General features: G+C 75.1%; 11 protein-coding genes and 1 pseudogene. 6 read left to right on the top strand and 6 right to left on the bottom strand.

The window, feature by feature from the left end; genetic code table 11:
* Window positions 1–107: 107 nt before the first annotated feature.
* Complete coding sequence (locus ACIRST_RS40240) at window positions 108–7,730, bottom strand: LamG-like jellyroll fold domain-containing protein (RefSeq protein WP_402809291.1); 7,623 nt, start codon at window positions 7,728–7,730, stop codon at window positions 108–110.
* Window positions 7,731–8,873: 1,143 nt separating this feature from the next.
* Between ACIRST_RS40240 and ACIRST_RS40235 the strand changes: the two genes are divergently transcribed.
* Window positions 8,874–9,731, top strand: a complete 858-nt coding sequence (locus tag ACIRST_RS40235; RefSeq protein ID WP_402809288.1) for an S-methyl-5'-thioadenosine phosphorylase — start codon at window positions 8,874–8,876, stop codon at window positions 9,729–9,731.
* Here the strand turns inward: ACIRST_RS40235 and ACIRST_RS40230 are convergent.
* On the bottom strand, window positions 9,697–10,218 hold the full coding sequence (locus ACIRST_RS40230) for a hypothetical protein (RefSeq protein ID WP_402809285.1): 522 nt from the start codon (window positions 10,216–10,218) through the stop codon (window positions 9,697–9,699). The genes ACIRST_RS40235 and ACIRST_RS40230 overlap by 35 nt on opposite strands.
* Window positions 10,215–11,330, bottom strand: coding sequence for a molybdopterin-dependent oxidoreductase (locus ACIRST_RS40225; protein WP_402809296.1), 1,116 nt, complete (start codon window positions 11,328–11,330; stop codon window positions 10,215–10,217). The genes ACIRST_RS40230 and ACIRST_RS40225 overlap by 4 nt, the downstream gene beginning before the upstream one ends.
* A gap of 195 nt (window positions 11,331–11,525) precedes the next feature.
* Here ACIRST_RS40225 and ACIRST_RS40220 point away from each other — a divergent pair, with 195 nt between their 5' ends.
* From ACIRST_RS40220 to ACIRST_RS40210, 3 genes are all read left to right on the top strand, one after another.
* Window positions 11,526–12,905, top strand: coding sequence for a hypothetical protein (locus ACIRST_RS40220; RefSeq protein WP_402809282.1), 1,380 nt, complete (start codon window positions 11,526–11,528; stop codon window positions 12,903–12,905).
* Between the two features lie 64 nt (window positions 12,906–12,969).
* Window positions 12,970–13,683 (top strand): molybdopterin-dependent oxidoreductase, encoded by a 714-nt coding sequence (locus ACIRST_RS40215; RefSeq protein ID WP_350520793.1) that lies wholly within the window; start codon window positions 12,970–12,972, stop codon window positions 13,681–13,683.
* Window positions 13,667–14,359: a cytochrome b/b6 domain-containing protein gene (locus ACIRST_RS40210; protein WP_402809280.1), complete on the top strand. Its 693-nt coding sequence runs from the start codon at window positions 13,667–13,669 to the stop codon at window positions 14,357–14,359. The genes ACIRST_RS40215 and ACIRST_RS40210 overlap by 17 nt, the downstream gene beginning before the upstream one ends.
* 18 nt (window positions 14,360–14,377) lie before the next feature.
* On the opposite strand, the gene ACIRST_RS40205 is transcribed toward ACIRST_RS40210, so the two are convergent.
* From ACIRST_RS40205 to ACIRST_RS40195, 3 genes and pseudogenes are all read right to left on the bottom strand, one after another.
* Complete coding sequence (locus tag ACIRST_RS40205) at window positions 14,378–15,046, bottom strand: SAM-dependent methyltransferase (RefSeq protein WP_402809277.1); 669 nt, start codon at window positions 15,044–15,046, stop codon at window positions 14,378–14,380.
* Entirely contained in the window at window positions 15,043–15,570 is a 528-nt protein-coding gene (locus tag ACIRST_RS40200; RefSeq protein WP_402809294.1) for a DUF2064 domain-containing protein, read from the bottom strand. Before ACIRST_RS40200 ends, ACIRST_RS40205 begins: the two co-directional genes overlap by 4 nt.
* Before the next feature lie 135 nt (window positions 15,571–15,705).
* Window positions 15,706–16,398: pseudogene (locus ACIRST_RS40195) on the bottom strand (glycosyltransferase family 2 protein); the annotation flags it as partial.
* 238 nt (window positions 16,399–16,636) lie between these two features.
* On the opposite strand from ACIRST_RS40195, the gene ACIRST_RS40190 reads away from it, so the two are divergent.
* Both ACIRST_RS40190 and ACIRST_RS40185 read left to right on the top strand, forming a co-directional pair.
* Entirely contained in the window at window positions 16,637–17,392 is a 756-nt protein-coding gene (locus ACIRST_RS40190) for a response regulator transcription factor (protein WP_402809274.1), read from the top strand.
* Window positions 17,389–18,525: a sensor histidine kinase gene (locus ACIRST_RS40185; protein ID WP_396548186.1), complete on the top strand. Its 1,137-nt coding sequence runs from the start codon at window positions 17,389–17,391 to the stop codon at window positions 18,523–18,525. The genes ACIRST_RS40190 and ACIRST_RS40185 overlap by 4 nt, the downstream gene beginning before the upstream one ends.
* The last annotated feature ends 104 nt before the right edge of the window (window positions 18,526–18,629 follow it).

Below are 18,629 nucleotides of genomic sequence, written 5' to 3'. Positions count from 1 at the left end.
GCGCGGCCGCCCCCCCCCCCGCGCCCCCCCCCCCCCCGGGGCGCCGGCGCCCCCCCCCCCCCCCCCCCCCCCCCCCCCCCCCCCCCCCCCCCCCCGTCCCGCGACCGTCAGTCCTCCACGCCGTAGTACTGCGCGAGGAACTCGACCACCTCCCCGGCGTGCGGGGTCAGCTGCGGCAGGTGGGTGGACAGGGCGGTGCGCACGGCGTCGCCGAGTTCGGTGCGGCCGGTGGCCGCGGCCCTGACGTACGGGTCGAGGCGCCGGACGAGCTCGTAGTTGCTGCCCAGGTCGAGCTCCCGCATGGTGCGCTGGAGCGGCGGGGCACCGACCGGCGGTACGGGCGGAAGCAGTCGGCTGACGAAGGTGACCCGGTGCATGACCCGCCAGCACGGGGGCTTGCGGTCGGTCCGGCGGACCTCGCGCAGTGCGCTCGCGTTCGGGTCGGTGCCGTTGTCCAGCCAGCGCGGGTCGACGACCTTGTGGAAGAAGGCGTCGAAGTGCTCGGTGTCCTCGCCGAGGTAGAAGCTGAGGAACCGGTACGCGTCGACCTTGCCCGGGGCGTTGACGGGGTTGCCGTCGGCGTCGTAGACGGGCTTGCGGCCGGTGTCGTACTTCTGGAGGTTCCCGGAGGGCGCGCAGGCCACGTTCAGCCCGAAGGAGCGGGTGGCCTGCCTGCCCCGGGCCCTCGTCGCGGTCATGCCGCCGCCGATGGAGGCGTCGAGCTGGGCGTTGACGCCGACGCCCATGACGTCGAAGGACGTGCCGACGGAGGTGCCGACGGACCCGGAGAACGAGTACGAGCCGGAGGTCGTCTCGCTCACCGCGTCGGTGGTCTCGGTGGTCTCGGCGAAGAAGCCGCCGTCCGCCGTCCACACGTAGGTGTTGACGAGGTCGCGGCGGGAGAAGCCGGCTCCGGTGGCGCTGTCGGCGGTGTCCCGGCCGCGGGCGGGCGAGGCGTCGCCCCCGATCGCGCCGCCGAGCACCCGGCCCGCGCGTTCGGCCGTGGGGTCGGGCGCGTGCGTCTCGGTGGAGACGGCCTCGTAGTAGCTGCGCAGCCGCTGCTGGTCGCGCTGGATGCGGCGCTTGATCGCGTACGCCTCGCGCGGCTTGTAGTAGCTGTACTCGCCGTTGTCCCGGGCACCGGGGTAGTCCGGGTCGAGGACCTTGCCGTGCTCGTCGTAGCCGACGGCGCCGTCGAGCGTGCCCTGCTTGGTGTAGCGGGGGTTGAGGGGGAAGGGGATGACGTTCCAGTCCTTGGGGATGTCCGGGTTGGGCTGGATCCGGTAGGCGACCAGCGCGCCGCTGTGCGCCAGGCGCAGCGCGAAGACGTCCGCGGTCTGCGACTGGACCAGGGCGAAGCCGGTGTTGGCGGGCACGTAGCGGCGGCCGAGCGCCGCGTTGAGCGGCTTGAGCGGGTCCTCCCAGCTGCCGGCGAGCTCCACCTTCAGGGCGCGGGTGGTGTTCTCGCCCTGGGAGACGGCGGTCTCCTCGGCCCAGCTGTTGGAGAACTCCAGGGTGCCGCGCACCCCCGCCGACACCTTGGCCTTGGCCATGGACTTGGCGATGCCGAAGCCCAGGGGCGCGGTGATCATCCACATGTCGATGTCGACCTCGTTCGACAGGGCGAAGCCGAAGGCCGCGTCGACGCTGCGCTCCTTGGCCGACGACAGGGAGTGGACGACCTCCTGCGCCTCGGTGAACTCCACCGACGCGACGCTGTCGTAGGTGGAGCGGTCGGGGTCGACGGTGTTGGGGGTGAGGTTCTCCGACGGTACGGGCGGCGCGCCCTCGACGTAGCCGACCAGCTGGGGGTCGAACTGCACCTGGCCGACCCACTCGCTGACCAGGTTGCCGACCTTGTAGCCGGTGACCAGGTGCCAGCGCCCTTCGCGGAGGTAGGCGTAGGCCCGCTTGAGCACGCCGAAGGCCTCGCCCTTGGCCGAGTACTGCATGTCGGCGTACTCGGCGACGGCCGGGGCGCCGGTGATCCGCTCGTGGAAGGGCGTGCGCATGGCCGCCAGCGCCGACCGGACCTGCGCGGTGTCGCTGGAGACGGGTGCGGTGGACAGCACCGCGGTGGGACGGCCCGGGGCGTCGGGCAGGGACAGGTGGTTCCCGCGCAGGCCCTCGTCCAGGACGAGCCGGGCGTTCCCGTCGGTGGAGGCGTCGTCGAAGGACCAGTAGCCGATCAGGTCCTCCTTCTCGCCCTTGAGACGGGTGAAGAGGTTGTCGAGGACCTGCTCCTGGGTGCGGGCGGTGCGCCAGACCCGGACCTCCTCCAGGACGCCGTGGAACGCCTGGGTGGCCCGGCCGCCGTCGAGCCGCGCGCCGAGGGCGAACGCCCGGTCGCCGTAGCCGGCGAAGGCCGCGTCCTCCAGCGGGTCGCAGGCCACCGCGACCCCGTTGCGGTACAGGCGGAAGAGGCTGCCGCGCGGGTCGGGGTTGCGGGTCCAGCGGGCGCCGCGCAGCCGCGCGGTGTGCGAGCCGGCGCTGTCGGCGGCGGTGTTGCCCGTGTTCTCCTCGAAGCGCCAGTGCGCGGTCAGGCCGCGGTCGCGCGCGGAGACGGAGGTGCCCAGCCGGGCCGCGTCCCGCGCGGTGCCCCACAGCCGGACCTCGGCGACGACACCGGTCAGGGCGTGGGTGTGCAGGCCCTCGCGGGCCGAGCCGATGTCCAGGGTGCCGGAGTTGCCCCGGGCGCCGGGCCCCTCGTAGCGGGCGGTGCCGGCCTCGCGGCCGTCGATGAAGAAGCGGATGTCCTGCCAGTCCCGGACGTCGACGGACTCCACCAGGTCGACGTTCTGCCTGACGGGCTTGCCGTCGGCGCCGGTGGCCGTGATCTCCTTGCTGCCCTTGCGCTCCTGCATCGACCGGCCGCTCTTGCGGACGACGGCGAGGCGGTGGAACGCGCCGGCGCGCACGGCCTCGGTGGAGGTGAACCGCACCAGAGCGCCGTCGGCCTCCTCGAAGCCGAACTCCAGCCTGCCGTCGGGCAGGACGAGCAGCCGGTAGGGGACGCTGCCGCCGGCGCCGTCGGCCGCGCGGCCCTTGGACACCAGGCCCTGGGGCGCGCCGAGGGCGTCGACGCGGCAGAAGACCTCCAGGGTGAGGTCGTCGGTGATGTCGAGGGCGTCGTCGTCGGGCACGTCGAGGTACGCGCCGTCGGTCAGTTCGACCGCCCAGGACTGCTCGTAGGCGACGGCGAGGTGGACCCACTCGTGCGGCGGGAAGGTGGCGCGGGTGGCCACCAGCCGGTCGCCGACGCCGGCGACGACGCGGTAGTCCGTCGCCGCCGCCGCGTCGAGCGCGGTGGGGGCCGCCGCCGTGGCCACCCCGCCGCGCAGGACGACGTGCCGCTCCTGGCCGGAGCGGTCCTGGACACCGGGCTTGCCGTTCACCCGGTCGAGCGGGTCGGCGGCCGGCCAGTAGCCCGTCAGCCCCGCCTCCGTGCCGGTCAGCCGCCGGTTCTTCAGCTCCCGGACCTGTGCCGCGGTCCGGGCGGTGCCCCAGAGCCGGACCTCGTCCATCTCGACGGCGGCGTACTCGGGCACCCAGCCGGCAAAGTGGCTGCCGAAGCTGAACGGCCCGTCGCCGTTGTAGGTGCCCTTCGCGGTGCGCCGGGCCTCCTCGACGCCGTCCCGGTAGATCACCTGCTCGCGGGTGGCCGCCGTGAACACGCAGGCCCAGTGGTGCCAGTCGGTGTCGTCGTACCCGTACGGGGTGGTGAGGTCGTCGCCGTAGAAGGCGAAGGTGAAGTCGCTGGTCTTGCGGAAGCCGATGTGCAGGCTGCCCCTGTCCGTCCCGTTCGAGGCGCCGTGGCCGACGAGGTACTGCGCCCGGCCGTCCCACGCGGTCGTGCGACGCGCCCAGAACTCCACCGTGAAGTCCTGGTTCGCGAGGCTGAACCCGCGCTCGGTCACGGCGACGCCGCTCCGGCCGTCGTAGGCGAGGGCGGGCACGACGGGGGCGGCCGGGGCGAGGAGGCCCAGGGTGTACGGCGCGTCGCCGGTGCCGGCGTGGATGACCCTGGCGGCGCCGGACACCTGCTCGGGGTTGACCCACGCCTCCAGGGTCAGGTCGCGGGGCGCCGTCACCTGGTCCAGCTGCGCCTGCGGCAGGGTGAGCACGGCGGCCCGCCCGTCGAAGGAGTAGGCCCGGCCCGGGGTGTCCGCGCGCCACCGGCAGCCCTGCCCGGTGACCAGGTCCGTCACCTCGCCGAGGGGGATCTCGCGCGCCCCCTCGGGGTCCGCGAGCACCAGCCGGGAGCCGGCCGAGAGCGGGCTGCCGGGGCGGTTGGCGGAGGCCCGCCGGTGGTCGTAGCGCAGGCGCCGGACGACGTCGCCCGGCCGGGGCTCGGGCCCGCCCTCGCCGCTGTCCAGGCGCACCTTGACGGTTCCCGGCGCGTGGTCGGCCTCCGTCAGGTAGAGGTGGCCGCCGATGGTGACGGGCGTCCCGGCCGGCAGGGCGGCGGGGAGGGGCTCGGCCAGCTGGAGCACGCCGCCGGCGACGTCGCCGGCCCGGCCGCCGGACAGCAGCCGGAGGGTCGCGTCGAAGGACTGCACCGTGCCGATCCGGACGGGTTCCTCCGGCGCGCCGTTGACGATCGCGGCGAAGTCCGCCGCACGGCGGGGCAGCCGCTCCCAGGTCTCGACCTCCTCGCCGTGCTCCACGGTGAGGTCGCACAGCTCGGGCCGGGCACCCGGGGTGATGCGGATGCGCACCGGGTCCAGCCGGGTGCCGGCGTCGCGGGCGGTGAAGGTGATCGCCGTGCCGCTGCCCGCCGTCAGGCGGCGGGAGGAGCGGGCGACCGCGGTGTCGTAGTAGGCGGCGAAGAACTGCCCGTTGGAGCCGCGGAAGTACAGCACGACGTTGCCGGTGGCGCTGTCGAGCAGGTACGGGCGGTCCGCCGACCGGGCGAAGGCCAGCAGGGCGCCGGAGCAGCTCAGGCCGGTGCGGTCCAGGGAGAGCCGCGGGACGGGCAGGGCGACGTCGTTCGCTCCCTTGAGACCGCCGGTGAGCCGGGCCAGCTCCTCCCGCTTCGCGGTCAGTTCGGCCTGGTGGGCGGCGATCTCGCGCTGCCGCCGCTCCAGGAGCTCCCGCTGCGGCCGGAGTTCGGCGAGCTGCCGGTCGAGTGCCGCCACGCGCTGGACCGCGTCGCGGATGTCGGGGTGTCCGAGGTCGTGGAGGGAGACCCGCTCGACGGTGATCAGGCCCTCGCCGGACTCGGTGACCGGGGCGGACTCGTACTGGACCACACGGTCTCCGAGCCGGTCGGGGGCGCAGACCGTCCGCTCGCTGTACCGGTTGACCAGGGTGCCGAGCCCGTCGCCGGTCTCGTAGAGGCCGAAGAGCGTGTTCCAGTGCCCGGCCTGGCGCGGCCAGAGGATCAGCGGGGCGTCGTCGTCCCGCCGCTCACCGGCGACGTTCATGTCCTTGCCCGCGTTCAGGTTCTGCAGGTGGTAGAGCATGGAGCCGTTCCAGGACGACCCCGGGGGCATCACGAAGGCCCACAGCGCGGACTTCGCCTGCGGATCGGAGGTGCGCACCAACGGCGTCTCGTTGCCGGTGCCGTCGCCCTGCACGGCGAGGTACTGCGGCTTGCCGTCCCGGGTGTTCCTGAAGCGCAGCCGGACGGCCCAGCCGGTGATGTCCTGGGAGCGCGTGTGGAAGAGCTCGCGCTGGCGCTCCAGCTCCGGCACGTCGGCGGTCTGCCGGGCCAGGTCGGCGGCCTCGGACTCCTTGGCCGTGACGTCCTGGACCAGCTCGCGGATCCGGGCGTCCAGTTCGCTGATCGTCTCGACGTCGGCGGTGCCGTCGGGTGCGGCGAGCACCGGCAGCTCCAGCTCGTCCGGGACCTCGGCGAGCCGCCCGTCGCGCCCCACTCCGAAGTCGACCGTCGCCAGGTACGCCTCGTCCGTCGCCCCGCCGGACTTCGGGTCCGGCCCGGAGGTCGCGTACGAGAGCAGCACCCGGGCCTGGCGCTTCACGGGCTTGGGATCCTTGTCGTAGCCCGAGCTGGTGGCCTCCTGCTGGTGGTAGAGCACGGCGGACAGCCCCGAGACGGCCTTCCGGCCGACGACGGCGAAGCTGTCCCGGCGCACGCCCGGGTGGTCGCCGACGGGGGCCTCGGACGTCACCCACCGTGGGCCGCCGAGGAGTTCGCCGTGCCGGGCGTGGTCGGTCTGGTCGTGCAGACGGGTGCCGGACCCCTCGTCGAAGCGGTAGTAGGCGACGAGTCCCGGGTCGTTGCCGATCAGGCGGACGCCCTTGTCCCGCTTGAGCTCCTCGGCGGTGCGGGCGCGGTCCCAGATCCGCACCTCGTCCATCTCGGCCCGGACGCCGTCGAACCACAGGGCCTTGCCCAGGAACAGCGGGCCGGTCCCGGCGTAGGGGCGGTCGGCGGTACGGACAGCGGCCGCCTCGCCGTCGCGGTAGACGGTCTGGCGGCGCGTCGCGTGCTCGAACACGCAGGCCCAGTGGTGCCAGTCGGTGTCCGCGACGCGGACGTCCGTGTTGAAGTCGTCGCCGAAGAAGGCGAAGGTGAAGCGGTCGTCGTTCCGGAAGCCGATGTGCAGGGAGTGGTGGACGCTGCCGGCGGCGTCGCCGTGGCCCACGAAGTACTCCTCCTGGCCGGTCGCCGTACGCCGGGCCCAGAACTCGACCGTGAAGTCGCGGCCGGCGAACTCCGGGGCGTCGGCGACCCGGACGTGCGCCGGGCCCGGGCCGAAGGCCAGCGCGGTCTCGGCGTGGCCCTCGGTGCTCACCACGGGGACCAGCGGCTGCCCGGTGAACGGGCAGGTGCCGGGGGTGGTCTCGTAGACGGCGTCGCGGTGGGCCGGGTCGGGGCTGGTCCAGGCCTGGGTGCCCTGGAGGTCGAACAGACCGTCGCGGCCCTGTTCGACACTGAACGAGTCGATGCGGCCGGTGGCGTCGTTGTGCGCGAAGATCTGCCAGCGCTGCTGTCCGTGCACGGCGGTGGGGACGAGCAGGGCGGTGAAGCGGCCACCGGACAGGCGCCGGACGAAGGACAGGTGCTGCGTCGGCTCGTGGAAGGGACGGCCTTCCATGTCGGTCGTGCCCAGGCTGTCCTTCGCCGAGTCCGGCCGGGTCTTGTGCCGGCTGCGGCGGAAGCGTGCCTCCAGGACGGGCTTGAGCTCCCCGCCCACGAGGAGGAAGCGGTCGCACAGGAGGGTGTCCGCCACCAGCGGCACCTTGGCGCCCGTGTCGTCCGTGGCGTAGTCGCCCCGCTCCCGATCGGCGGAGGACCCGCCCGGGGCCAGCCGGTGGACGGCGTCCGGGTGGTCGGCGCCGATCGACTGCCGCAGCACGACGATGTGGGTGCCGTCCGACAGGGCGTGGAACGGGACGGGGGCCGTGAGCCTGGCCGTGGTGGACAGGAAGGGGTCCAGTTCGTCCTCGGTCAGCCGCTCGCCGGCGGCCGCCTCGACCCGTCCGCCGTTCTTGACGACCGGCAGCGCGGTGGCCCCGGCGACCGCGTAGCCGGTCTCCGTGATCTCGGAGGGGAAGCGCAGCGGGAGCGGGTTCTCCGACCAGTAGGCGGCGTCCAGCTCGCCCTTGGCGTCGTCGTGCCGGGACAGGTCCAGCACGCCGTAGACGATCCGCCGCTGGTCGTCCATGGCCAGGGCCACCGTGGTGCCCTGGTGCCGGACCGTGGTGGTGTGGACGTAGGTGCGGTCGCTGTAGACCTTGAGCAGGTGGTGCTCGGCGGACAAGGAGTCTCCTCAAGAGATCTCGGGTGCGGAGGGTCGGATCGCGGAACGGCCGTGGACGATCCGGGCACCACCCGGCCCGGCCCGGGTCGGGTCGGCGGGGTGCCGGGGTACGGTGAGCACACGATTGACCGGACACTGACACACCGTCAAGAAGCCCTCCGTGCAGGGTGGCCGGAATGTGTCGTCCGGCGCCGACCTCGGCGAGGTCCGTCCCGAGCGGGCGGCCCCCGGCCGCAGCACCGGTGCCACTGCGCCGTGGATTCCGCCTCGGACCGAGCGACGTCGGCCCGTTCATGCTCGCCGGAGCGGCGGGCGTCCCGGCAGGGCGTGCGGGGCGGAGCGTGGAGCGCAGCAAGATCCACTGGTGGGACCGCGCTCCGGTCGACGCGCTACGGTGACGATCGCGGAGCACGGCCGGCCTTCCCCGCCGGGAAGGCTGGCTTGATCACGCAGGTCGGCCCCGGCGAGTTCGACGAGGCCGTTCGAATGCTGCGGAGGCACCGGCCGTGGAGGCCCCGACCGGCGAGGCGCACGGGCAGGCGCACCACGGTGACGACGACGCCCTGCGGGTCCAGTCGGCCACCGTCGTCGAGCCCGGCGCGGGCCGGCCCGCGGGCGGCGCGGTCGTCGTCGGAGTCGGCGACGTGTGGTGCGTCACCCACGGGGCGGGCGTGACCGTGGGGCCGGGCGCCCGGACGGCCCGGACGAGCCCGCGGCCGTTCGCAGCGGTCGCCGTGTTCGCGGCGTGTGCAGAGTGCGCGGCGTTTGCAGCGGGGAACAATGTGGTGTCCATGCCACCCTCCGTGTGCCGTCGACGGTGGTGCCGGTCGCAAGCAGGGACGGCCGCGGGGCGCCGGAACGTCCGGCCGAGGCCTCGGTGGGACGGTCGACCCGGTGGCCGACCGGCCGTCCTGATCTTCACGTTAGCGGCAGGGCCGCGGCAGACCGCGGCACCCCGGGCGGAACCTCACGGTCGCACCGGCACCCCGGTACTACGGCCCACCGGGCCCCCGGGCCGGGTCCCGCTGGCGCGGACGCGGTCCACGGACGTTCGCGATCCGTAAGGTCCGGGGTCCCGGCTTCCGGCACGGTCCGTTCCTACAGTGACGGGGAGGTTGTTCCCGAGAAGAGAGGTGGACCGGGATGACGGTCGACCAGGACGTCCCGCCGAGCGCCGAGCTGGGTGTGATCGGTGGCTCCGGGCTCTACGCGCTGCTGGACGACGTGACCGAGGTGCGGGTGGAGACGCCGTACGGCGAACCGAGCGACGCGCTGTTCCTGGGCGAGGTGGCCGGCCGCCGGGTCGCCTTCCTGCCCCGGCACGGGCGCGGCCACCGACTGCCCCCGCACCGGATCAATTACCGGGCCAACCTGTGGGCGCTGCACGCGCTGGGGGTGCGGCAGGTGGTGGCGCCGTGCGCGGTGGGCGGGCTGCGCCCGGAGTACGGGCCGGGCACCCTGCTGGTGCCCGACCAGTTCGTCGACCGGACCTCGGGGCGGGTGCAGACCTTCTACGACGGCCTGCCGCTCCCGGACGGCACGGTGCCCGAGGTGGTGCACGTGTCGATGGCCGACCCGTACTGCCCGGCCGGGCGGCGGGCGGCGATGGACGCCGCCCGGGAGGCCGCCTGGGAGCCGGTGGACGGCGGGACCCTGGTGGTGATCGAGGGCCCACGCTTCTCCACCCGCGCCGAGTCCCGCTGGTTCACCGCCAACGGCTGGTCGGCGGTCGGCATGACGGGCCACCCGGAGGCCGTGCTCGCCCGTGAACTCGGTCTCTGCTACAGCTCGGTGGCCCTGGTCACCGACCTCGACGCCGGGGTGGAGAGCGGCGAGGGCGTCACCCACGGCGAGGTGCTGGAGGCGTTCGCCCGCAACGTCGACCGGCTGCGCACCGTCCTGTTCAAGGCGCTGGAGCGGCTGCCGCTCCTGCGCGAGTGCGCCTGCCCGCACGCGCTGGACGGTCTCACGACCGGCCTCCCCGGGGTTCCCGGCGCCTGACGGCCCGATCCCGGCGCCCGAGGGCCGGGCCCCGGCGTCCGGGGGCCCGGTCCCGGCGCCGCCACCGCCCGGCGAACGCGACCAGCAGCGCGACGCCGGCGGTGGCGGCCAGCACCAGCAGCCAGTTGCGCAGGTAGGGCAGTGGCAGCACCGACGGGTTGCCGTGGTCCTCGTCGGCCCGCAGGACGGCCGGCAGGCCAACGGCGGTGACGGCCGCCGCGACGAAGAGCCAGCCGCGCAGCACGGGACCGCGGACCACGAACGCGCCCAGCACGCACAGCAGCGGCACCCACAGCCCGTCGTGGATCACCAGCCCGCCGACCGCCCAGACCAGGACATCCGACGGGTCGGTGATGTACGGGTCACCGAGCAGCCCGGACAGGCCGTAACCGATCACGGCGAGGCCGGCCGCCAGCAGCAGCGCACGGACGATGCGCAGAGCCCGGACAGCACGGGCAGCACGGGCGGCACGGACGCCGGTGGTCATGCGATCACCTCGACGCGTGCGACCCACTTGGTCTGCAGGACACCGGGCCGGTTCGGCGCGATCACGCGCGCGGGGAACCCGTGGTCCGCCGCCAGGACTTCGCCGTTGACGCGCAGGGCGAGCAGACTGAGCGGATCGTCCACGTACGTCGCGGGCATCTCCATCACCCGGTACGGCCCCGAGGCCTCCAACGACGTGACCCGCACCGCCGAGCCGGGCGGGGCTCCGGCACGCCGCACCAGGTCGGTCAGCCGGACCCCGGTCCACCGGGCCGACGCGCTCCAGCCCTCCACACAGGCGATCGGCAACTCCACCGAGTGCTGCGGGAGTTCGCCGAGCTCCGCAAGGGTGAGCTCGTACGGCTGCGGCCCGTCCACCCGCAGCCGCCAGTCGGCGGGCACCGTCACCGTGCCGGCCTGGGCGGCGGTGCGGTTCACCGGCAGGCCCTGGGGGCCGATGTCGGGGCGGCGCGGGGCCAGCAGGTCCAGGGACCGCAGCCAGGGCACGCTCTGCCCGGCGGTCACCAGGGTGACGGCGCCGACGGCGGCGGTGGTCGCCGCGAGGAACGCGCGGCGCTGCGCCAGGGCCGGAGCGGCCCGGCGCCACCAGTGCGCGGCGATGAGCGGTGCCTTGACGGCCAGGTGGACCAGCAGTCCGCCGGTGGCCAGCCAGCCGAGCCAGAAGTGGGTCTGCCGGAACGGGAACGGCCACGGGTACCACTGCAGGGTGTTCAGCAGGCCGGTGAACAGTTCCAGCAGGACGGCCGCCACCAGCAGGGCGATGCCGAGCCGTTCCAGGGCGTGCAGCACGCTGCGCGCCGGCGGCCACTCGAACAGCCGCGGGTAGACCGCCCACAGCTTCGCGCCGGCCAACGGGATCGCGGCCAGGCCGCTGATCACGTGCAGGCCCTGGGTGACCCGGTAGCCGTTCACCGGCCGTGCGGGCAGGTGCGGCGCGAGCCAGCCGGGCGGGTCCTGGAGCAGATGGCTGGTCAGACCGGTCAGGAAGCACACCAGGAGGGCCACCCCCAGCCAGCGGCCGACGACGACCACGGTCCGCGGTTCGTGCAGCGGTGAGGTGAACGCCCCCTCGCGCAGCGGCCCGCGCCGCAGGAACGCGGGGGGCGCGGGCAGCGGGGGGTCGTAGCGGCGGCGGGGGGCCGGAGTGCCGGAGTCGGCGGGTTCGGTTTCCACCCGTCCATCGAAGCGCCCCGGGACCACCGACAGGTGCTCCGACGTGCTTACGGAATCCGAACGTCGCGGGCGCCACCGGGGGTTGGGAGGCGGGCCGGTGGGAGGGTGGGCGACGTGATCTCCCGTACCGTCCTCCGCTGTCTCCTCGCCCTTGCCGCCCTGGTCACCGCCCTGGCGCTGACCGTCGCCCGCAGCGGCGTCCTCCCGCTCCCCGGCTGGTACCTCCTCGACGTCGCCCTGTTCGTCGCCGCCGTACTGCTGCTGCGCGAAGTGCCCGGCGACCGGGTCGTGCCGCTGGTCCTGGCCGGTGGCGTCGCCGTGGCCGCCGTCGGACTGCTGGCGCCGCCGCGGACCAGCGACGACGCCTACCGCTACGTCTGGGACGGCCGGGTCCAGGCCGCCGGGATCTCGCCCTACGCCCACACCCCGGACGATCCGGCGCTGGCGCGGCTGCGCGATCCGGGGCTCTTCCCGGAGGGGGACGGGTGCACGGGCTGGGACGAGCGGCGCACCGCGGCCGGGGACTGCACCCGGATCAACCGGCCGGCCGTGCACACCGTCTACCCACCCGTGGCGCAGGCGTGGTTCGCCGCGGTGCACCCGTTCGGCGGCGGGGTGCGTGGGGTGCAGGTCGGCGGGGCGGTGCTCGCGGTGGCGACCACCGGGCTCCTGCTGCGGGTGGGGCGGCAGAAGTGGCGGGCCGCGCTGTGGGGGTGGTTCCCCGGCGTGACGGTGTGGGCGGTCAACGACGCGCACGTGGACACGCTCGGCGTGCTGCTCACCGTCGCCGGGCTCGGCTGCGCGGCGCGCGGGCGGGCGCTCGGCGGGGACGGGCGGGGGCTCCGCGGGGACAGGCAGGCGCTCCGCGCGGGGCTGCTGCTGGGCGGCGCCGTCGCGGCCAAGCTGCTGCCGGCCCTGGCCCTGCCGGGGGCGCTGTCGGGTCTGCTGGCCCGGCGTCCGACCCGCGACGACGTCCTGCTCGTCGGATCCGCGCTCGGAGCCTTCGCCCTGTCCTACCTCCCGTACGTGGTGGCCTCGGGCACCTCCGTCCTGGGCTACCTGCCGGGCTACCTGCGGGAGGAGGGCTACGAACAGGGACACATCGACCGGTTCGGACTGCTCCGGCTGCTGCTGCCCGACCCCCTCCTGCCGTGGGCGGCGGCCCTGGTCCTCACGGCGGTGGTGGTCCTGGTCCTGCGCCGGGGAGACCCGCACCGGCCGTGGGCCGGCGCGCTCCTGGTGACGGGCACGGCGCTGCTGCTCGTCGCCCCCTCCTACCCCTGGTACGGGCTGCTGGTGGTCGCACTGGTCGCACTCGACGGCCGCTGGGAGTGGCTGGCCGTCCCGGCCGCCGGGCAGGCGCTCTACCTGACGGGAGGCCAGACGGCGCAGCAGCTCTCCTACGGGGCGGCCCTGTGCGTCGTCCTCCTGGTCCCGCTGCTGCGGCAGCGCCACGCCGGACGGGCGTCCGTGGCGGTGGGCGCCGAGAAGTGACGGAAGTCTGACGAACCGGCGCCGGCCCTGTCCGTCCCGCCGCCCGGCTGGTCGAATCGGTGGCGTGAACGAACAGATCGAAGAGGGCCGGGGGACACCCGTCGGCCGCAGGGTGGTGCTGGGGCTGCTCGGGCTCGGCGCGGCCGGAGTCGCGGCCGGTCCGTACCTCCAGCGGGCGCAGGAGGCCGTGGCCGGCAAGGACCCGACGGGCCTCACCGGCCTGCTGCCCGGCGGCAGTGGCTTCCGGTACTACTCCGTGGTCGCCTCGGTTCCGACCCGGGGCCCGGACACGTACACCCTGACGGTGGACGGCCTGGTGGACCGCCCCGGCAGCTACCGCCTGGCCGACCTCCAGGCCATGCCGCAGCGCCGGATCGTGCGGGACGTCCAGTGCGTGACCGGGTGGCGGGTGCCGGACACCCCGTTCGAGGGCGTGCCGCTGGCCCACCTGCTCGATGCCGCCGGGGTCAGGGCCGGCGCCGGCGCGGTGCGGTTCAGCTGCTTCGACGGCGAGTACACCGAGAGCCTCACCCTGGAACAGGCCCGCCGCGACGACGTGGTGGTCGCGCTCAAGCTCCAGGACGCCCCGATCACGCACGCCCACGGCGGCCCGGTGCGGCTGTACGTGGCGCCGATGTACTTCTACAAGTCGGCCAAGTGGCTGTCCGGGATCACCGTGACCCGCACCGTGGAGCCGGGCTACTGGGAGCAGAACGGCTACGACATCGATGCCTGGGTCGGCCGCTCGAACGGACGTGACGATGCACCGACCGCCTGACCGCGTGCTCCGCTTCAGCCGCGCCGAGCGCTGGGTGCACCGCGCCACCGCCGCCCTGATGCTGACCTGCCTGGCCACCGCCGCCTGCCTCTACCTCGCGCCGCTGGCCGAGCTGGTCGGGCGCCGGCGGCTCGTCGTCACCGTGCACGTGTGGTGCGGCCTGGCACTGCCGGTACCCCTGCTGCTCGGGCTGGCCTTCCGGGCGGTCCGGGCGGACGTGTCGAGGCTGAGCCGTTTCCATCCGGTGGACCGGGCCTGGCTGCGCGCCGTGCGTCGGCGTGCAGAGCACCGTCCGGCGGGGAAGTTCAACGCCGGGCAGAAGCTCTACGCGCAGTGGACGCTCGGTGCGATGCTGGTGCTCCTCGGTACGGGCCTGGCGATGTGGCTCACCCACCTGGCACCGGCGACGTGGCGGACGGGCGCGACCTTCGTCCACGACTGGCTCGCCGCGGCCGTCGCCGTGGTCACCCTCGGACACGTCCGGATGGCCCTGCGGGACCCGGAGTCCCGGCGCGGGATGCGGACCGGGCTGGTCGACCGGCGCTGGGCCGAGCGGGAGCACCCCCAGTGGCCGCACGAGGAGCCCGCGGCGGTACGGGAGGAGCAGGCGGTGCGGGAGGAGCAGGCGGTGCGGGAGAGGCAGCCTGCGCAGGTGAAGCAGGCGGTGCGGGAGTAGCACCGGCGGCGCGCCCCGTCAGCGGGGGCGGACCGCCTTCCGGAAGGCGAGGAAGTGGCGGCCGTGGGAGGTCCAGCGCTCGGTCTCGACGAGCCCCGCCCGGCCGGCGCGCCAGGCCGTGGCCGTCGCACCGCAGCGGGCCCAGTCGAAGGGCGGTCCGACCCGTCCGTCCGCGCCTTCGACCCGGACGGTGGCCCGTTCGTCGACCTCCCCCGGCTCCACCTCGACCAGCAACACGCCGTCCGGGGCGAGCAGTTCGGCGCTCCGGGCGAGCAACCGCCCGGGGTCGCCGCCGATGCCGAGGTTGCCGTCGGCGAGCAGCGCACCACCCCACCGGCCCTCGGCGGGCAGCCGGTCGAAGACCGACCGGCGCAGGGCGGGCCCGCCGAGGCTGCGGGTCCGGGCCACCGCCGCTCCGGTGACGTCGACGCCCAGTGCCGGTACGCCCAGGCCGAGCAGGGCCGCGACGAGGCGTCCGGGGCCGCAGCCGAGGTCCACCACCGGCGCGGTCAGCCGGGTGCAGCGCACAAGCAGCCCGTGGTCCGCCCCGGCGGCGGGTGCGCACCAGCGTGCGACGTCCAGCGGGATCCGGCGGCCGTCCTCGCGCCGGAGCCACAGCGGGCCCCGGCCGACGCGGACGGCCTCGGCGAACGGGTCGTCCACCCACGCCTCGGTGGCGACGGTCACCCGGTCACCTCCTGCGCGGTCGCGATCGACCGGAGGCAGGCCGCGAACCTGCTCTCCGGGGCCTCGGCGGCGACGTGCCGCGCGTCCCCGATGGTGTCCACGTCGGTGACCAGCGGGAGTCGGCCGACCGTCAGGCCCTCCGCCGCCAGCCGGTCGAGCAGGGCCCGTCCGGTGTCCGGCGTGGACATCGGCACGCCCGGCAGCAGCCGCCCGGCCAGCCGCTCGGTCGGCTTCGCCAGCCCGAGCGCCCAGAACCCGCCGTCGTCGGCCGGCCCGTACCAGGCGTCGACGCCCGTACGCCGGGCGGGTGACAGGGCCTCGGCGAGGAGTGCGGCGTCCAGCTGCGGGGTGTCCATGCCCACCAGCAGGGCGGGCGCGTCCGGGGCGGTCCGCGCGGCGTGCGCGAAGGCGGCCGCGAGCCGGACGTCCAGCCCGCCGTCCGACTGCGGCACGACGTCCCAGCCGGGCGGCAGCCAGGGGCCGACGTCACCGTCCAGGACGAGCAGCCGCCGTCCGGCCGGCATCCGGGAGAGGGCGGTGAGGGTGTCGGTGAGTGCGGCCTCGGCCAGCGCCGCCGCCTGCTCGGGCGTGCACGGCGGGGTGAGCCGGGTCTTGACGCGCCCCGGGACCGGCGACTTGGCGATCACCAGGAGGGTCGGCGGCGGCGCGGCCAGGACGGCGCGCATGTCGCGGACGGCCTGCCGGGTGCCGCGCACGGTACCGGTGACCTTGGAACGACCCGTGCGCGGCAGGTAGTCGACGGGCGTCTCGGTGATCCGCATCCCGGCCGCCGACGCGGCGAGCACCATCTCCAGGGGGTAGCCGGAGCGGCGGTCGCCCAGGCCCAGCGCCAGCAGCCGGTCACGGCGGGCGGCCCGCATCGGGCCGAGGTCGTGCAGCGGTGCTCCCGTCCTCGCCCGCAGCCGGCGGGCCAGCGCGGCATTGGCCAGGCGGGCGTGCAGCGGCCACGCCCCGCGGGCCGCGGGGCGACGCCGGCCGAGCACCAGGTCCGCCGAGCCCGCGAGGACGGGCGCGGCGACGCGCGGCAGCTGGGCGGGATCCAGCGAGCCGTCGCAGTCCATGAAGCAGACCAGCTCGGCGGTCGCGGCCAGCAGCCCGGCGTGGCAGGCGGCGCCGAAGCCGCGCCGCGGCTCCTCGACGACCGTCGCGCCCAGCGAGCGCGCCAGGTCGGCCGAGCCGTCACGGGAGCCGTTGTCGACGACGATCGCGCGCCAGCCGACGGGCAGCCGGCCCAGCACCCAGGGCAGGGCCCCGGCCTCGTCGAGGCACGGCAGGACCACGTCGACGGGCGGCGACGAGGAAGAAGGAGGGGAGGGAGTCGGAGAGATCACGTCGGCCACGCTAAGCGCGGGCGGGCCCGTGGCGGCCGAACCGCGCCCTTACGAAAGTCCTACGTCCTCCCGCCGTCCCGTCCTCCCGTCGTCCCGTCGTCCCCCGTCCCGTCGTCCCCCGTCCCGTCGTCCTGACGTCCGCAGGGGCGGCGTTCCGCAGGCGCCGCGATCTTACGGAACACGAACGTCGACCCCGGCGGGGCACTCTGCCCCGGCCACGGCTCGTATCCTCGGCGAGGTGAACGACAGCCCCGCCTCCGCCGCGTCACCGGACCCGGCCCGCATCCTGGTGATCGACGACGACCTCACCGTCGGCGAGGTCGTCGCCGGCTACCTCACCCGGGCCGGCCACCTGGTCGACCGGGCCTGCGACGGCCGCCAGGGCCTGGACCTGGCCCGCGCCCACCGCCCCGACCTCCTGGTCCTGGACCTCATGCTCCCCGGGATCGACGGACTGGAGATCCTGCGCAGACTGCGCGCCTCCGAGGACGGCGCCGACCTCCCGGTCGTCCTGCTCACCGCCAAGGGCGACGAGGCCGACCGCATCCTCGGCCTGGAACTGGGCGCGGACGACTACGTCACCAAGCCCTTCTCCCCGCGCGAACTCGTCCTGCGCGTCCAGTCCGTCCTGCGCCGCTCGCGCGCCGCCGCGCCGACGGCGTCGGCCCTCGCGCCGCTGGCGTCCGGGGACGTCACCCTGGACCCGCAGGCCCGCCGGGCGCACCGGGGAGGGAACGAACTCCTCCTCACCCTACGGGAGTTCGACCTGCTCGCGTTCTTCCTCCGGCACCCCCGGGCGGTCTTCTCCCGCCAGGAGCTGATGCAGCGGGTCTGGGGCTGGGACTTCGGCGACCTGTCCACCGTCACCGTCCACGTGCGCCGGCTGCGCGAGAAGATCGAGGACGACCCCGCCGCACCCACGCTGATCACCACGGTCTGGGGCGTCGGCTACCGCTACGACCCCGTGACGGACGACAAGGACGGCCCCGCGTGAAGGACCTGCTGCTGATCGCCCTGTTCGCGGGGCTCGGCGCCACCGGCGCCGGCCTGCTCGGCTGGGTCGCCGTACGGCTGCTGCGCCGCCGCTCGATGGCCCTCTCGCTCTTCTGCGTCGCCGCCGTCACCGTGCTCGCCGTCACCTCCGGCACGTTCGCCGTCGCCCAGGCAATGTTCCTCTCCGGACACGACCTCGGCGTGGTGATCACGGTCCTCGGCATGGCGTCCGTGGTCTCGCTGCTCACGGCCGCCCTGCTCGGACGCCAGGTCGTGGCCGGCAGCCGCGCCCTGACCGAGGCCGCCCGCACCGTCGGGAGCGACGCCGGATTCACCGCCCCCGCGCATCCCCTCGGACTCGAACTGGCCCAGCTGAGCGAGGAGCTCGCCGCCACCAGTGCCCGGCTCGCCGAGTCGCGTGCCCGGGAGCAGGCGCTGGACGCCTCACGGCGCGAGCTGATCGCCTGGATCTCCCACGACCTGCGTACGCCGCTCGCCGGGCTGCGCGCGATGGCCGAGGCCCTGGAGGACGGGGTGGTCGACGAACCGGAGCACTACCTCGGGCGGATCCGTACCGAGGTGGAGCGGCTCACCGGGATGGTCGACGACCTCTTCGAGCTCTCCCGCATCCAGGCCGGTGCGCTGTCCCTCTCGGTGTCCCGGGTGTCCGTCTACGACCTGGTCGACGACGCGCTGGCCGGCGCCCATCCGCTGGCCCGCCAGCGCGGCGTCCGTCTGGAAGGCGGTCAGGTCGCCGCCGAACCGGTCGAGGTGGACAGCCGCGAGATCACCCGGGTCCTGGGCAACCTCCTCGTCAACGCGATCCGGTCGACGCCCGCGGACGGCGTCGTCGCCGTCTCGGCCCGCCGGGAGGTCGACGAGGTGGTCCTCTCGGTCACCGACGGCTGCGGGGGCATCCCGGAGCAGGACCTCCACCGCGTGTTCGAGACCGGCTGGCGCGGCAGCACCGCCCGGACGCCGCGGCGCGATCCCGGTGAGGGCGGGGACAGCGGAGCCGGCCTCGGGCTGGCCATCGTCCGCGGCATCGTCGAGGCTCACGCCGGCCGCGCCGGGGTGCGCAACGTCGCCGGGGGCTGCTGCTTCGAGATCGCGCTCCCGGCGGCTCGCGGGTAGCGGGTAGCGGGTAGCGGGTAGCGGGGGCACGCGGGGGGGGGGGGCCCCGGGGGGCGGGGGCCCCCCCGCGGGGCGGGGGGGGGGCCCGGGCCCCGGCCCCCCCC

The organism is Kitasatospora sp. NPDC101447, from assembly GCF_044767225.1.
GTDB lineage: Bacteria > Actinomycetota > Actinomycetes > Streptomycetales > Streptomycetaceae > Kitasatospora.
The sequence above is the reverse complement of the archived record's forward strand: the minus strand, read 5'-3'. Positions and strand labels throughout refer to the sequence as shown.